This window comes from Streptomyces diversicolor (genome assembly GCF_057537855.1).
Window position 1 is genome coordinate 1 of the sequence record NZ_BAAJXA010000048.1, and the last position, 15,793, is coordinate 15,793.

At 72.4% G+C, this 15,793-nt stretch carries 12 protein-coding genes; 7 read left to right on the forward strand and 5 right to left on the reverse strand.

What is annotated here, in order from left to right:
* Nucleotides 1-98 precede the first annotated feature (98 nt).
* A complete protein-coding gene (locus AC27LF_RS38000) occupies nucleotides 99-473 on the reverse strand; it encodes a hypothetical protein (RefSeq protein ID WP_479662040.1) in 375 nt (124 codons plus the stop codon).
* 659 nt (nucleotides 474-1,132) lie between these two features.
* Between AC27LF_RS38000 and AC27LF_RS38005 the strand changes: the two genes are divergently transcribed.
* Nucleotides 1,133-1,477 carry a helix-turn-helix domain-containing protein gene (locus AC27LF_RS38005; RefSeq protein WP_479662039.1) on the forward strand — a complete coding sequence of 115 codons (345 nt, stop codon included), beginning with the start codon at nucleotides 1,133-1,135 and terminating at the stop codon, nucleotides 1,475-1,477.
* 364 nt (nucleotides 1,478-1,841) lie between these two features.
* On the opposite strand, the gene AC27LF_RS38010 is transcribed toward AC27LF_RS38005, so the two are convergent.
* Nucleotides 1,842-3,221 carry a cryptochrome/photolyase family protein gene (locus AC27LF_RS38010; RefSeq protein ID WP_479662038.1) on the reverse strand — a complete coding sequence of 460 codons (1,380 nt, stop codon included), beginning with the start codon at nucleotides 3,219-3,221 and terminating at the stop codon, nucleotides 1,842-1,844.
* A gap of 16 nt (nucleotides 3,222-3,237) precedes the next feature.
* The gene (locus AC27LF_RS38015; protein ID WP_479662037.1) at nucleotides 3,238-4,749 is read right to left on the reverse strand and encodes an SDR family oxidoreductase; all 1,512 of its coding nucleotides are present in this window, start codon (nucleotides 4,747-4,749) and stop codon (nucleotides 3,238-3,240) included.
* Between the two features lie 357 nt (nucleotides 4,750-5,106).
* Between AC27LF_RS38015 and AC27LF_RS38020 the strand changes: the two genes are divergently transcribed.
* From AC27LF_RS38020 to AC27LF_RS38045, 6 genes are all read left to right on the forward strand, one after another.
* The gene (locus AC27LF_RS38020) at nucleotides 5,107-8,157 is read left to right on the forward strand and encodes an FG-GAP-like repeat-containing protein (RefSeq protein ID WP_479662036.1); all 3,051 of its coding nucleotides are present in this window, start codon (nucleotides 5,107-5,109) and stop codon (nucleotides 8,155-8,157) included.
* Nucleotides 8,158-8,666: 509 nt separating this feature from the next.
* Nucleotides 8,667-9,221, forward strand: coding sequence for a DUF3592 domain-containing protein (locus AC27LF_RS38025; RefSeq protein WP_479662035.1), 555 nt, complete (start codon nucleotides 8,667-8,669; stop codon nucleotides 9,219-9,221).
* 153 nt (nucleotides 9,222-9,374) lie between these two features.
* Nucleotides 9,375-9,791 carry a hypothetical protein gene (locus AC27LF_RS38030; protein WP_479662034.1) on the forward strand — a complete coding sequence of 139 codons (417 nt, stop codon included), beginning with the start codon at nucleotides 9,375-9,377 and terminating at the stop codon, nucleotides 9,789-9,791.
* Complete coding sequence (locus AC27LF_RS38035; RefSeq protein WP_479662033.1) at nucleotides 9,788-12,181, forward strand: tetratricopeptide repeat protein; 2,394 nt, start codon at nucleotides 9,788-9,790, stop codon at nucleotides 12,179-12,181. Before AC27LF_RS38030 ends, AC27LF_RS38035 begins: the two co-directional genes overlap by 4 nt.
* Nucleotides 12,182-12,218: 37 nt before the next feature.
* Nucleotides 12,219-12,593, forward strand: a complete 375-nt coding sequence (locus AC27LF_RS38040; protein ID WP_479662032.1) for a hypothetical protein — start codon at nucleotides 12,219-12,221, stop codon at nucleotides 12,591-12,593.
* 340 nt (nucleotides 12,594-12,933) lie between these two features.
* Entirely contained in the window at nucleotides 12,934-13,842 is a 909-nt protein-coding gene (locus tag AC27LF_RS38045; RefSeq protein ID WP_479662031.1) for an alpha/beta fold hydrolase, read from the forward strand.
* 166 nt (nucleotides 13,843-14,008) lie between these two features.
* Here the strand turns inward: AC27LF_RS38045 and AC27LF_RS38050 are convergent, their stop codons facing one another.
* Nucleotides 14,009-14,671 (reverse strand): response regulator, encoded by a 663-nt coding sequence (locus tag AC27LF_RS38050; RefSeq protein ID WP_479662030.1) that lies wholly within the window; start codon nucleotides 14,669-14,671, stop codon nucleotides 14,009-14,011.
* On the reverse strand, nucleotides 14,668-15,777 hold the full coding sequence (locus AC27LF_RS38055; protein WP_479662047.1) for a sensor histidine kinase: 1,110 nt from the start codon (nucleotides 15,775-15,777) through the stop codon (nucleotides 14,668-14,670). Before AC27LF_RS38055 ends, AC27LF_RS38050 begins: the two co-directional genes overlap by 4 nt.
* Nucleotides 15,778-15,793: the final 16 nt, after the last annotated feature.

Consider the following 15,793-nt stretch of genomic DNA (forward strand, 5'->3'; position numbering starts at 1 on the left):
GGGGGGGGGGGGGGGGGGGGTGGGTGGGGGGGCCCCCCACCGCTGCGTCGCCCTCCGCTCGTCAACGGCCGGCCGGGCCACCCGGCGGCGACGGCGTCTCACCGGTCGACGTAGCTGAGATCGCCTACGGTCCATGCGCTGACGTCCTTGATGGCGACTCGGTACATGCCGCCCGTCTCCGGGATGCCGAGGCTTCCCTGCAGGATCCGGGCGAGATGAAAGTGCAGATGCGTGGGCGCCTCGCCGCGACCGGGCCGGTTCCCTCGCGGGCCGCGGGTGAAGACGTCCGAGAACGGGCCGAGACGGTCCGAGCCCTTCAGGACCTCCGCCACCCGCTCCCTCCACACGGCCTCGGGTGCCAGCCGGCCGGTGATGACGGCGCCGCCGACGACCACGGTCAGCGACATCTGATTGCTTCGCTCGGACTCCACCGCGGCGGAGATGGCGACGAGCAGCTCATCAGGGTTCGACATGAGCAGAGCTTATGCGGCCCACCCGTACCCGGACCGCCCGCAGGGCTGAAGCGGTGTGCGCGGGCGGCAGGAGGCGGCTTCCGGCACTCGGCGAGGTCCGATCACGGCCACTCGGTGAGGGCCGATCACGGCAGGCTTCTTCCTCCACCGGAAGAGTGAAACCTACTTTTGCCAGAGTAGACTTTCGCACGTTCCGTGGGTACGCTCTTCCCGTAGACACGGTCGAAGGAGACCCGCCAGACACGAACTGGCGGGTGGCTGAATACGAAGTACGCAGGTCAGTGCGGCTGTCGAGCCTCGAAGCCACAGTGTTCCCAGAACGGTGACGGGACTGACAGCCGCACTGGGCGGCTCGCACGTCGAGGAGCTGCCACCAGCGGTACCTGTTCATGCAGTGCTTGGACCCGAGAGGAACGGAGGAGCAGACGCCATCAGGATCGCCCGGCCCGAGAAGCACGCGGCCGGGTAACCGCAAGACCCCGGAATGGATGGTGGTCCCCGGTCACGCAGTTGCGATCCCCCGCTCCGGCCTGCCGGGCCGGGTAGCGGAAACAGAAGGTCGGCACAGCAGTACGGCCGACAGATGGTGTTGAATTCCCTTCGGGGCCCTGGTGCCGTACGGCACCGGGGCCCCTCGACGCGTTGCACAGCGAGGTGACATGACATCGGACAACCCTCTGAATGATCGTCTGGACGACGACGACTACCCCGCGTACACGATGGGCAGGGCAGCCGAAATGCTCGGCACCACTCCGGCCTTCCTCCGGGCCATCGGTGAGGCTCGTCTGATCACTCCGCTCCGCTCGGAGGGAGGACATCGCCGGTACTCCCGCTACCAGCTGCGGGTCGCCGCGCGCGCCCGCGAACTCGTCGACAAGGGGACCCCGATCGAGGCCGCGTGCCGCATCGTCATCCTGGAGGACCAGCTTGAGGAAGCGCAGCGCATCAACGCCGAGTACCGCCGCGCCGCCAGCGAATCGGCGGGCGGTTCCGGCTCCGCCTGAACACGCAGGCGCGGGCCGTACCCGGAACCCCCGTCCCGCGGCCGAAGGAGAGCACGGCCCGGAAAGCCGCCGGTCCGCTGCTGCCACATAGACGCCGCCCTCGCCCAGCGAGGCGCCCTCGGGGTCAGCCCGACCGGGCATCTTGTCGAAGTGGGCGATCAGCTCATCCCGTTGTCCCGCTCGATCTGCCCCTGGTGCGTAAACAGATCCACAGCGGCCTGCAGTGGCTTGCGCATGGTGCGGCTCGCATCGTCGCGGTGGCCCGGGCCTGAAGCCATCGATTCTCGTCGCCCGCTCCCTGAAGAGGGCTCAAGTCAAAGACGTGGGTCTGGATCAACGCTGCCGTCGTCCAGCGTGCGCACAGCTACCCCGGACCGGGCCGAAAGGAGGTGCCCTTCCTGAAGCGGGCGGCGGCCTCGGCGAGGTCCACGATCGGGGCGGGGTAGTCCAGGCCCGCACGGGTGGTCGCGTCGAGGAGGGGGACGCCGTGGACCGCGGTGGCGTCGAGGTGGCTCAGCTCGGGGAGCCAGCGGCGTACGTACTCCCCGCGGGGGTCGTACCGGTGTGCCTGGACGAGTGGGTTGAGGAGCCGGTTCGGGCGGGTGTCCGTGCCGGTTCCGGCGGCCCATTGCCAGTTGAGCTGGTTGTTCGCCACATCGCCGTCGACAAGGAGGTCCAGGAAGTGGCGGGCCCCCACCCGCCAGTCCACGTACAGCGTCTTGGTGAGAAAGCTCGCCGCGAGCAGGCGGGCCCGGCCCGGCATCCAGCCCTCGTGGCGAAGCTGTCGCAGGGCGGCGTCGACGACGGGGTAGCCCGTGCGGCCGTCCTGCCAGGCTTCGAACTCCTTCGTGGCGCGGCGCCGGCGGTCGTGCCGGGGCCGGTAGTCGTGGTCGGCGGCGTCGGGGCGGGCCGCCAGGACCTGGTGGTGGAAGTCCCGCCAGGCGAGCTGGCGGACGAAGGCGTGTGCACCGGGGTCGTCCTGGGCGCGGGCCCGGTGCAGCAGTTCGGTGGGTGAGAGGCAGCCGAAGTGCAGGTAGGGGGAGAGCCGGGAGGTCGCGTCGGCGGCCAGGTCGTCGTGCCGGTCGGCGTATGCGGACAGCGGGCCCGCCAGCCATGACCGCAGCCTGCGGCGGGCCTCGGATTCCCCGCCGGCGGGCAGGCCGGGCGACGTGGAGCCGGGTGCGAGCGACTGTGCGCGAGGAAGGCCGGCCGAGCGCACGTCCGGCAGCCGTACGGCGTCCGGGGCCGGCAGGACGCCGCGCACCGGGAAGCGCTCCCATCGGCGGAAGTACGGGGTGAAGACGGCGAAGTGGCCCTTGCCCTCCGGTGTCAGTGCCCCCGGCGGTACGACCGTCAACGAGGCGTCGTGAACGCGTAGTTCGCGTCGGTCGCCGGCCAGCTCGGCACGCAGCCGGTCCTCACGCCGCGCCGCGTACCGGCTCACCCCGCCCGCGATGTGCACCACGGCCGCCCCGGTCTCCGCCGCCACCCGGCAGGTCTCCTCGACCACGTCGCCGACGCGCACCACCAGCCTGCCGCCCCGGCCCCGCAGGGCCGCGTCGAGGTCGGCCAGGCTGCCGGCGAGGAACGCCACGCGGTTGGGTCCGGCGAAGCCGGTGCGGCGGATGCCGCTGTCGACGACGAAGAGCGGGACGACACGTTCCGCGTCCCGCAGGGCGGCCTGGAGGACCGGGTTGTCGTGCACCCGCAGGTCGGCGGTGAACAGGGCGACCGAGACGCGCACAGCTCCTTGAGCCCCCTCAGTGCGTACGGGCCGGTTCAGCGCCGGCGGATTCCGCCACGGCGGCGACGGTGCGGGCCATGCGGCCGAAGACCGCGGCGTGGAAGGGGGCCAGGCCCCACCAGTAGGCGTATCCGGCCAGGCCGTGCGGATGGAACAGGGCCCGCTGCCGGTACACCGTGCGCCCCTGTGGATCCCTGTCGACGGCCATCTCCAGCCAGGCCAGGCCCGGCAACCGCGTCTTCGCGCGCAACCGGAGCAACCGGCCCGGCTCGATCTCCTCCACTCGCCACAAGTCCAGGCTGTCGCCGGCCCGCAGCCGGGTCGCGTCCCGGCGGCCCCGGCGCGGGCCGACACCGCCCACCAGGGTGACCAGCCCGCCACGCGGGGGCCGGGCCCGCGGCGAGGAGTACCAACCGTTCTCGCCGCCGATGGCCTCCACCGCCCGCCACAGCACCTGCGGCGACGCCGCGACCGTGCGCTCGCGGTGATCCGTGTAGAGACTCCCGCCCGCCCAGTCGGGGTCGGTGGGCAGCGGGTCGCTGGGGGCGCGGGGAGCCGAGGCGGAGGACCACCTGGTGGCGACGTCCGCGTCCTGTACGCGCCGCAGGGCCAGCCGGATCGCCTGGTCGAGGGTGACCGGTCCCTTCGCGGGGTCCGGCACGTGGCGGACGATGTCCCGCTCGGCGCAGACCACCTCGTGTTTCAGCGACTCGACCAGCGGGCGCGCGAGAGCGCCCGGCACCGGGGTGACCAGACCGACCCAGAGGCTGGACAGTCGGGGGGTGAGCAGCGGAACGGGCACGATGACGCGTTTCGGCAGACCGGCGACGACGGCGTAGCGCCGCATCATCTCCTCGTACGTGACGATGTCCGGTCCGCCGATGTCGAAGGCGCGGCTCACGTCGTACGGCAGCCTCGCGCATCCCACGAGGTAGCGCAGCACGTCGCGGACGGCGATCGGCTGGATACGGGTGCGTACCCAGCTGGGGGTGACCATCACGGGCAGCCGCTCGGTCAGATGTCGCAGCATCTCGAACGAGGCCGAACCCGAACCGATGATCACGGCTGCCCGCAGTACGGCGGTCGGCACGCCCGAGGCCAGGAGGATGCGGCCCACCTCGGCGCGGGACCGCAGATGGGGTGAGAGCGCGTGGTCGGGTACTCCCGAAGGGCTCAGACCGCCGAGGTAGACGATCCGGCGGATTCCGGCGGCGCGCGCCTGCTCACCGAAGATCCTGGCCGCGCGCCGGTCGGTCTCCTCGAAGTCCCGGCCGGTGCCCAGCGCGTGCACCAGGTAGTACGCGACGTCCATGCCCTCCATGGCCGCGCGCACGGAGCCCTCGTCCGTCACGTCCCCGCGCACGATCTGTGCCCGCCCGGCCCACGGATGGTCCCGCAGCCTGCCGGGTGAGCGGGCCAGGCAGCGCACGCGATGCCCGGCGGCCAGCAGCTCCGGCACCAGCCTGCCGCCCAGGTAACCGGTGGCGCCGGTGACCAGACAGCGCAGCGGCCTGTCGTCGTCGGTCATGCCGGTCGCGCACATGCCTGTCGAGTGCGCCTTGTCCGGCGACGGCCGGCGCACCGGGGCACGGGAAACGTCATGGCTGTCAGGTCCTCCCGGGGCGTGCGGTGCGATGTGCTCTGCCGCTGCTCCCCTGATGCCATGCTTGGGGCCGGGGACGAGCGCCGCAACCTCGCCGCTCCGCTCTCCGGCACAAGCCGGTCACCACCTCCCCGGTCATGGACAGGGCAACTGCTACGATCCGGCCACTTGCCTGGGGGGATGTCTGAACGTCGTATGTGCCGCGTGCCCATGGTGTGCGGTCCGGTCGGCGTACGCACGAGCTCTCCCGGCCTTCGCCCACCGTTCCCGGAGAGGTCCTGCATGGGGAGACGTGCGCTCGTACGTGGCGCCACCGCCGCCGTTGCCTTCGCTCTGGCCCTCGGCCTCGGCTCGCTGACGGTCGGCAGCGCGCACGGTGAGACGGCCACCGCCGAGGTGACCGTGCCGGCCACCCCGGCCCTGCTGCCGCAGACGAGTCTGCTGAGCGCGGGCCCCTCGGGGTTCCTCCGCTACGAGAGCGGGCGCGGCCAGTTGTGGACGACGTACGACGGCGTCGACACGGTCGTCGACGCGTCCGCGACGGCCGGGACCGAGGTCACCAGTACCGGCGCGGGCTCGGACGTCGTCGCCCGCCACGACGGCTCCGCGAGGACCGTGACCCTGCGGGACATGTCGTCCGGCAAGGTCAGCACGGTGGCGCTCCCGGACGGGCAGCGGTACTTCAGCACCCTCGGGTCGACGGTCGTCACGACCGCGGGAACCCCGGGCACCGACTCCGTGTGGCATCTGCTGGACGTCCGGGACGACGGGTCCGTCGCCGACCGCACGGTGGAGGGCGTCCCCTCCGGCGTCCGGCTGTGGTCGCCCTCGTCGCAGGGTGACGCGCACGGACAGGTCGTGCGGTACTCCAAGGGCGACGACGACTTCACCGGCTGGCTCGATGTCGAGCAGGGGCGCCTGACGACGCTGCCGTACGCCGTGCAGGCGTGGCACTACCTTGTCGCGCTCAGCCCCACCCACCTGGTGTGGTGGCACGACGGCACGGTGCACATCGCCTCCCGCAAGGACCTGACCGCCGCCCCGCGGACCATGCCGCTCGCCGACGTCGGGCAGGTGCTGGGCCTGGTCGGTGACAGCGTCATCGTGTCGCGGTACGACTCCTCCCTGGGCCGCTACGACACCAACCTCCCGGTCTGGCGGGTCGACGCCGTGCCCCTCGACGGCTCCGCGCCGCGGACGCTGCTGGCCAGGACGTCCCGGCAGGCCGTGCCGACCCCGGACGGCGGGCTCCTGGTGCCGGGCGGCGCCGGCACCGGCCAATGGGGTGTCTCGCTCGTCGAGCCGGCCGAGGGCGGCGGGGTCACCGTGCGCAGGGTCGCGGACGCCTATCCCCGGCCGACCGTTCACAGTGTCTCCCAACTGACCCTCACCCAGGGGCGGTTGACCACCGTGGAGCAGGACCCAGAGGGGGAGTGGACGTATCTCCACACCCGTGAGACCGGCGCGGCCGGCATCCCCGCGGTGGGGGCACGCACCACCCGGGGCCGCATCGCGCCGGAGAACTACGCACCGGGCCGCCCGCGCCTCCTGGACACCGGTGACGGCCGGACGGTCATCTCGGGTTACGGCACGAGCACCGCCCAGCAGCCCTACCTCCTCGGGCCCACCCAGTCGCTGCCCGGCACCCGGATCGACAGCTCCCGCGTCTACCAGTCCGCGACCGCGGCCAGTGGCCGTTTCGCCGCCCTGACCAGGCCGTGGGCCGGCGACGGAACGGCGGAGACCCGGGTCGTCGACCTCGACTCCGGGCGTACGGTGTTCACGACGACGGAGGGCGTGCGGGCACTGTGGGGCACCACCCTGTGGGTGGCGTCCGGCAACGACACCGTGGTCCCCGTCGACCTGCTGACCGGGCGGCGGGGCGAACCGGTGTGGTTCGGACGCGGCTGTCTGCTGAACGACTTCCAGGCGGTCGGCCGGTGGCTGCTGTGGAACTGCGTGCTCGGCTCCGAGGGCCTGGGCGTCTACGACACCGTCACCAAGCGGAACCTGACCCTCGTCTCCGGCTCCGACTGGGAACAGGCGCAGCTCGGCGACGGCTTCGTCGCGACGGCCGAGGCCGGGCAGCTGAAGGTGATCGACGTCCGCAGCGGAACGCCCGTGTCGCACACCGCCGGTACGTTCGAGGGGAACGCCTGGGACGTCGACCCGTACACCGGCGTGATCGCCCAGCTCCGCTCCGACAACACCGTCCGGCTGACCCCGAGCGGCGTCCCCGTCTCCGCGCTCGTCCAGCGGGACGCGACCGTCGCCGCCTCGGTGGACGTCAAGGGCGGCGCCGCGCAGTGGAGCCCGAAGTGGTGGCTGAACAAGTCCGCGGCCTCCTGGAAGCTGGTGATCGCCGGCAAGGCCGGTACGACCGTGCGCACGCTCTCCGGCGGGCTGGCACGCGGTGTGGTGGCCGCGGCGTGGAACGGCAAGGACGGCTCCGGCCGGCTGGTGCCCAACGGCGCCTACACCTGGACGCTGACCGTCACCCCCGCGGACGGGCGGGGCGCCGCGCTGACGAAGACGGGCACGGTCAAGGTCACCGGGGCCGCCGCGGCCCGCCGCGACTTCGTCGGCTCTGACGGCTTCGGCGAGCTGGTGACGCTGAACGGCTCGGGCGGGCTGACGTACCAGTACGGGACGGGGAAGGGGACGTTCACCGGGAAGCGCACGGGCTCCGGATGGCCGACGACGGTGAAGGCGGTGCCCTTCGGCGACCTGAGCGGTGACCGGTGCAACGACGTGCTCGTCCGGTTCAGCAGCGGCGCGCTGCGCGCCTACCGGCCCGCGTGCGGGGCGGCGCTGACGCCGTCCACCGCGTACACCTCGCTGGGTACGGGCTGGAACCAGTACGACGTGCTGACCTCGCCCGGGGACATCAGCGGTGACGGCCGGGCCGATCTGATCGCCCGCCAGTCCTCGACCGGTGACGTCTACCTCTACAAGGCGACGAGCACGGGCAGGTTCTCGGCCAGGGTGAAGATCGCGTCCAAGTGGACGGGTTACAAGAAGATCGTGGGCGCCGGTGACCTCAACGGCGACGGCTACGGCGACCTGCTCGCGCAGGACAAGTCGAACGAGCTGTGGCGCTACGACGGCACCGCGACCGGCACGTTCAAGAGCCGGGTGAAGGTCTTCAACGACTGGGGATCGTCGTACAACGTGATCGTGGGCGTGGGCGACATCACCGGTGACGGCCGGGCCGACATCGTCTCCCGTGACACCTCCGGTGTCCTGTGGCGCAACAACGGCAACGGCAAGGGCTCCTTCGGCGGCCGTACGAAGATCGGCACCGGCTGGCAGGGGTACAAGGCGCTGTTCTGAGCCGGCCTTCACCGCCGCCCGCGGGCCCGGACGACATGCCTCGTCCGGGCCCGTTCCATGCCGTGTGCCCGGACCTCGCGCGCGGCGGACCGCCGGAGACCGGGCGCACCCGCGCCGAACCCGTACGCGGGCACAGGGGTTGCCGTGGGCCGCCGGGGTGACGGACGATCTGGCGGATCGCCGGCGGGACCGGCACCATCACCTGGCGCCCGAGCCGCACCGGTTCCTGCGATCTCCAGGTGTACGCACTCGGCCACTACGGCTCCGGCAGCAGCATCGACTCCGCCGTCCAGCACTTCACGGTCTCCTGAACCTCCCCTCCGCACTCCGCCCCGCGGCAAGGGAACGGAGCGGGGGCGGTGCTTGCGGTGACGCCGTTTCCCAACGGGGCGTCGTTGTCGGCCGGTTGGGGTGGGCCGGGGTTCCGGGCCGGGGCATGGGGCACGGCGTGGGCGGTGGGGTGGCTGGGATAGCGTCCGTACTCACTCCGTACAGGTGAGAGGGATGCCGTGAAGGTTCTGACGGGCGGGCTGGGGGCCCGCCGGTGGATCGTGTGGGGGGCCATCGCGTTCGGGGCGCTGTTCTTGGGCATCGGGCTGGTCCTGACGGGGATGTCGGTGTCGTTCCTGGCGTCCGCGGAGCACGCCCGGGGCACGGTGGTGGGCCTGGACTGGCGGTACGAGCAGCGGAGCGACAGCGGCGGCGTGTCGCGCACCAGGCGGGTGCGCGAGGAGCCCGTGGCGTACCCGGTGGTCGAGTTCATGTCGGCGGACGGCATACGCAGGACGTTCCGGAGCGACACGGGTGCGAACCCGCCTGCGTACGAGGAGGGTGACGGGGTCGAGGTGCTGTACCGCGCGGATTCCCCCGAGGACGCGCGGATCAGCGGGTTCGCCTCACTGTGGCTGCTGCCCCTGGTCTTCGGCGGGATCGGACTGGTGATCGCGGGTATCGGAACGGGCGTCGCGGTGGCGACACGGGGCCGTTCCCGGACCGTGTACGCCCACCGTGTCCAGCGGCATTTCCCGAGCGCCGTGGACCGGGCCGGCACCGGCACCCCCTGACGGTTCGCTTCCCTCACCAGAGCGGCCCCTTGGGGGACTTGGGTAACTCGCTCGGGGCGGGGCCGTGCTTCTGGCCGTTGTTGGGCTGCGGAGCACGTTGTTTCCCTACGCTGGGTTTGCGGTACGAGTCGGTCCGCGGCCGAGGAGTTGAGGATGAGCGCGGAGATCGTTCAGTTCATGGGGCAGGCGGGCCCGTATCTGACGGCGGCCCTCGGTGCCTATGGCACGGGGGTGTTGACGCGGACCGAGGACGCCGCGGTCGAGGCGACGGCGAACGTGGGGCGGCGCATACTGCGAGCGGTGTGGCGGCGCCGGGACGAGCAGGGGCGCGCCGAGCTGGAGACGGCCGTACAGGACGCCGCCGAGGACGCCGAGGACGCCGACGCGGCTGCCGCGCTGCGCCAGCAGATCAAGCGAACGGTACGCGAGGACGCCGAACTGCTGCGCGAACTCGCCGCGTTGTTGCCCGCCGGCGGTCCGGTGACGGTGACGGCGTCCGGTGAGCGGTCCATCGCGGCCCAGACGATCGGTACCGCGGTCACCGGTGACAACACCACGCTCGGGCCGTGAGCGGTCCCCATCCGCCGCCGGGCGGACCGCGGGCGTCCGGCCCGCGATCGGTCGCGGCCGGCGGCGGCATCGAGGTGGCGATCAGCGGTGACGGCGCCCGCGTGGTGATGCTTCCGCCACAGGCGGTGCGCTGGGCCCAGGAGGTGAACGCGCCGCCCGGGGCGGCGAATCTGCCCGGATCGGCGTCCGGGGTGTTCATGGGCCGCGGCCGGGAACTGGCGCGGCTGCGGGAGCTGTTGACCCGGGAGGGCGAGGCCGCGGTGACCCCGTCCTCGTCCGGGACCCGGGCGATCCACGGGCTCGGCGGGATCGGGAAGAGCTCCCTCGCGCTGCGCTACGCCCACGAGTACCGGAGCGAGTACACGCTCGTGTGGTGGATCACCGCCGAGTCCGCCGAACAGATCACCACGGGTCTGGCCGCCCTGGCGCTGCGGCTGTGTCCGCAGTGGGCGGCGGCGGTGGGCGTGCCGGAACGGGCGGCGTGGGCGATCCTCTGGCTGCAATGGCATCCGGGCTGGCTGCTCGTCTTCGACAACGTGGAGGACCCGAAGGACCTGCGGCATTGCCTCGGGTCGCTGCCCGACGGCCATCATCTGGCGACCAGCCGCAAAGCGACGGGCTGGCACGACATCGCCCCGACCATGGCCCTGGGCCTGCTCGCCCCGGACGCCTCAGCGGACCTGCTGTGCGCCCTCGCCCTCGGGCCGGGGCGGTCACCGACCGCGGACCAGCGCCGCCAGGCCGTGGACCTGGCCGCGGAACTCGGCCATCTGCCCCTGGCGTTGGAGCAGGCGGGCGCCTATCTGCACCAGACCGGCATCGAACTGGGCGTGTACCGGCGGTTGTTGGGGCGGGTCGTCGACCGGGCGGCGGACGGCACGGATCCGGAACGTACGATCGCCCGCGTCTGGAACCACACGCTCAGCGCCGTCGAAGGCCGTGACCCGCTGGCCGTCCGGCTGCTCCGTACGACGGCGTGGCTGGCGCCCGACGACATCCCCCGGACGCTTCTCGCTCCGGTGGCCCCCGATCCGGTCGCGCTGGGCGACGCGCTGGGCGTCCTGCACGCCTACAACATGATCGCCTTCACCGCCGACCGCCAAGGTCTCACCGTGCACCGCCTGGTGCAGACCGTGCTCCGCCTGCGGGCCACCGCCGAATCCCGCACCGCCGTCGAATCCCGCACCGCCGTCGAGGGCCGGCAGGAGGCCGAGCAGGGTCTGTGCCACGCCATGCCCGACGCGGATGTCGTGGGGCCGGAGCGGGACGCGCGCCTGGAACGCCTCCTCCCCCACGTCTTCGCCCTGGCCGCGTCCGCACCGCCCGGCCGCCCGGTCTCACCCCGGTTGGCCGACCTGTACGAGGATGCGGCCCACCACCTTGACCGACAGGGCCGCAACGCCGACTCCGTCCCCCTGCGCACCGCCGTCGTCGCGCATCGCGAGCGGGTGCTGGGCGACACCCACCCCGACACGCTGACCGGACGCAACAACCTCGCCGGCGCCTACCAGGACGCGGGGGATCTCGGGCGGGCCATCCCGCTGTTCGAGACCACGCTCGCCCAGCGCGAGCGGGTACTGGGCGACGATGACCCCGCAACCCTGCGCAGCCGCAACAACCTGGCCCTCGCCTACAGCGAGGCAGGCCATTCGGAGCGTGCCGTCCCGCTGTTCGAGGCCGCACTCGCGCAGCGCGAACGGCTGCTGGGCGCCACCCACCCGGCCACCCTGACCAGCCGGAACAATCTGGCGCTCGCCTTCATGAGGGTGGGCGACCTGGCGCGCGCCGTGCCGCTGTTCGAGACCACGCTCGCCCAGCGCGCACAGGTGCTGGGCGGTGATCACCCTGCCACCCTGACCAGCCGCCACAACCTCGCCCGCGCCTACCGGGCGGCGGGCGACCTGGCGCGCGCCATCGCACTGTCGGAGACCGCCCTCGCGCAGTCCGAACGGGTGCTGGGCGAGACCCACCGCACCACCCTGACCTTCCGTAACAACCTCGCCGGCGCCTACCTGGCGGCGGGCGAGCCGGAGCGCGCCGTTTCGCTGTACGAAGCCACCCTCGCCCAGCGCGAACGGCTGCTGGGCCCCGCCCACCCCGACACCCTGCGCACGCGCGCCAGTCTCGCCATCGCCTACGAGAACACGGGGGATCCGGCACGGGCCATGCCGCTGTACGAGTCCGCCGTCGCCGGCTTCGAGCGGGTACTGGGTGACACCCATCCCGACACGGTGACCGCCCGTGACAACCTCGCCGGTGCCCGCCGTCAGGCCCAGGCCGTGCGGCAGTCCGGTGCTGCATTGGCGTCACCGGCATCACCGGGTCGGCGGACTGCGCCTCCGGCCGCCGAGCCGAGCCTCCCGGATCGGTGTGACTATCACTCCAGGTGACTTCTCCTCTCCCTACCGTCACCATGGAGGACGATCGATGAACATCACTCTCAAGCGCCTGCTCGGCACCACCGCGGCGGTGACCACCGGAGCGGCGGCCCTGCTCGGCGCCGGCGCCGGTACCGCAGGCGCAGGCGGCGCAGGCGGCAGGGCGCACTGCGAACGCGCCGAACGGATCATGTGGAGCAGCGGGCCAAGCACCGACGTGATCGGCCACCGGTGCGACCTGCCGGACGAGAAGCGCCGCTGGTACACCATCGAGATCGACACGCTCGTGCAGACCCATCACGAGATGGACTACCTGAAGGGAAAGGTCGACCGGACGCAGACCCTGCACGGCAGAACCGTCAGATGCCTGGGCTATACCTCCGGTAACGGCACGGTGCACTGGTTCGGCTGCCCGCCTTCCTGACGCACCCGCCGGGGGTTCCCGTGCCGACGCCCCGCCCTCCCGGCCCGGCGGGTCGCCCCACGGCGGGGGCGGCGGGGGTCGGCCGCGCGGGCGCCCCCGCGGTGGTCGGCTGAACCGGCGTGGCCGGCCCGGCGCGGCTGTCCCTCCTGGGAGCTACGCGCAGATACCCGCCACAGGGTGACGAATTCGGGCCGCCCGATCCATAGATTCGGTGGTGGCAGCCGCGCTCCGGCCGGGAAACCCGGCGCGGGGCACGGTGCGGGATGCGGTGCCGCGCAGGTGTCGCACCGCCGCCGTCAGCCACGTCGTTTCTCGGTTCACTGTCTTTCGGGAGGGCTCAATGATGCGCGCAATCAGGGCGACCGCCATGGCGGCGCTGTGCTGTACGGTCGCCGGCGCGGGGATCGTCGCCTGCGCGGAGGTCGCCCGGACGCAATCGCAGCCGGCGTCCGCCACGACCGCGCGAGAAGCCCAAGGGGATCCGTTCACCGGGACGAAGAAGATCCGTGCCGCGGGCCACTCGGTGAACGTCTCCTGCTCCGGACGTCCGGCGGACGGCAGGCCGCTCGTCGTCCTGATGGCCGGCGGCGGCGACGGGCTGGACACCATGGCCGACCTGCAAAAGACCCTGGGCAAGAAGGACAGGGTCTGCTCCTACGACCGGCTCGGCGAAGGCGCCAGCGACCGGCCCGACGGCATCCAGACCCCCGCGAGCAGCGGAAAGGTCCTGACCGCGGTGCTCGACCGGATCGCCGGTGACGGTCCGGTCGTCCTGGCCGGCCACTCGCTCGGCGGGCTGATCGCCGCCCGGTACGCACCCGACCATCAGGACCGGGTCAAGGGGCTGGTGTTGCTGGACGCGACGATACCGGCCCTGACCGCCGACATTTCGAGGGTGATTCCCGAATCGGCGACCGGGCTGGCCGGGGAACTGCGGGCGCAGACCCTCGCGGTGAACAAGGGCGAGAATCCGGAGAAGTTCGTCATCACCGACGCGAAGGTGCGTTCCGCCGGGGACATACCCGTGGAGATCGTCAAGCACGACAGGCAGTACGACTCGGTTCCCGGATACGGGCCCGCGCTGGAACGGATGTGGTCCGACGGGCAGCGCCAGTGGCGTGCCCTGTCCCGCCACAGCAGGCTCAGCACCGCGGCGGGAAGCGGCCACTACATCCACGTCGACCGCCCCGATATAGCCGTCAAGGCCATCCAACACGTCACGACCCAGTCCACCACCCACCACCGCTAGCGCACCTCGCCCAACGTCAACGCATGGGACTTGACGGGCGGTTCGCCGGAAGCCGACGCCCACGTCAAGCCACCAGCACCAGCGGTTGCTGTAGCTCATCGAGGACCCCCAGGCGGCGGGCGCGGTGGGGCACGTGTCAGGGACTGGGGTGGGCGCGCCGGGTGGGTCAGGTGGCGAGGCCGTGGCGGTAGGCGTAGACGACTGCTTGGACTCGGTCGCGCAGGTCCAGTTTGGTGAGGATGCGGGAGACGAAGGTCTTCACGGTTTCCGGGCTGATCTGGAGGGTCCCGGCGATCTCGCTGTTGGACAGTCCGTCGGCGATCAGCCGGAGCACTTCGAGTTCGCGTGGGGTCAGGGGGCTGTCGTTCGTGCCGCCGCCCTCGGCGGGTCGGATCCGGGCGGCGTAGCGGCCCACGAGCTGGCGGGTGACGTCGGGGTCGAGCAGGGCCGCCCCGGTGGCGACGGTCCTGATGCCGTGCAGGAGTTGGGCGGGCGGCGCGTCCTTGAGGAGGAAGCCGCTGGCGCCGGCGCGCAGCGCCTCGTAGACGTACTCGTCCAGGTTGAACGTGGTGACCACGAGGACCTTCGCGGGGTGGGGGACGCCGGCGCCGGCCAGCAGGCGGGTGGCCTCGATGCCGTCGAGCACGGGCATGCGGATGTCCATGACGACGACGTCCGGGCGGAGCCGGCCGGCGAGGTCGACCGCGGTCCGTCCGTCGGCGCATTCCCCGGCGACCTCCAGGTCGGGCTGTGCGTCGATGATGGTCACCAGGCCGGTGCGGACGAGCATCTGGTCGTCGCAGACCAGGACGCGGATCGGGGCGGTCATGAGGGGTTCTGGGCGGGTATGCGGGCCCGTACCAGGAAGCCGCCGCCCGCCTCCGGGCCTGCGCTGAAGTCGCCGCCCAGGACGTCGACGCGTTCCCGCAGGCCGGCCAGGCCGCGTCCGCTGCCGCCCGGTGCGGCCGGCTGCGCGGCGGACGCGTCCGTGCTGACCTCCACGGTGATCTCCTTCTCGGTGTGCCGGACCCGTACGGCGGTGTGGCTGCCGTACGCGTACTTGAGGGCGTTGGTGAGTGCTTCCTGGACCACCCGGTAGGCCACGAGGTCGGCGCTGCCGGTCACCTGGGCGGGGGTCCCGTCCTCGGTGAAGTCCACCGGCTGTCCCGCCTCGCGGGTCTGGTCCACCAGGGTGCGCAGCCGGCCCGCCGACGGGGTTCGGGCCCCGGTGCCGTGGTCGGGGTTGAGGAGGTCGAGCAGGTGGCGCAGGTCGGTGATGGCGCGTCGGCCGGTGTCGGTGACGGCGGTCAGGGTCTGGTCGAGGCGGTCGGGTGCGGCGGTCAGATAGCGTGCCGCCTCGGCCTGTACCACCATCGCGGTCACATGGTGGGTGACCACGTCGTGCAACTCGCGGGCGATACGGGCGCGTTCGGCGGTCCGGGTGTCCTGCGCGACGCGGCGGCGGCGTTCGGCCTCCGCGGCCCGCGCCGAGCGCAGCCGGCCCCCGATGCCCCAGGCGAGGGCCAGCGCCAGATAGAAAATGACGAACTCGCCCACCGGTTCGCCCGAACCGAGCCGGTACAGCGCGACGGCCAGCGGCACGTATGCCGCCGAGAAGCCGAGCGCGGTGGCGCGCCGGTGCCGTTCCAGGAGGGAGCCCACGCCCAGCAGTGCGAGGGGCAGCGCGGTGCCCGCGAGCGAGTGGTAGCCGCGCAGTTGATCCACGGCGAAGCCCGCGGACACCAGCGTCAGACAGGCCACCGGCCACCGCCGGGACACCGCCAGGGGCAGGCATTCCGCGGCGATGGCCAGGACGGCGAGCACATCGAGGGGGCGGGGTGGCAGGCCGCCGAGCTGGGTGCCGTGGCTGTGGAACGCCGGCACCAGTGACGCGGCGAACAGCAGCGGGCCGAACAGCGGATACCAGGCCGTGATGTCGAACCCGCCGCGC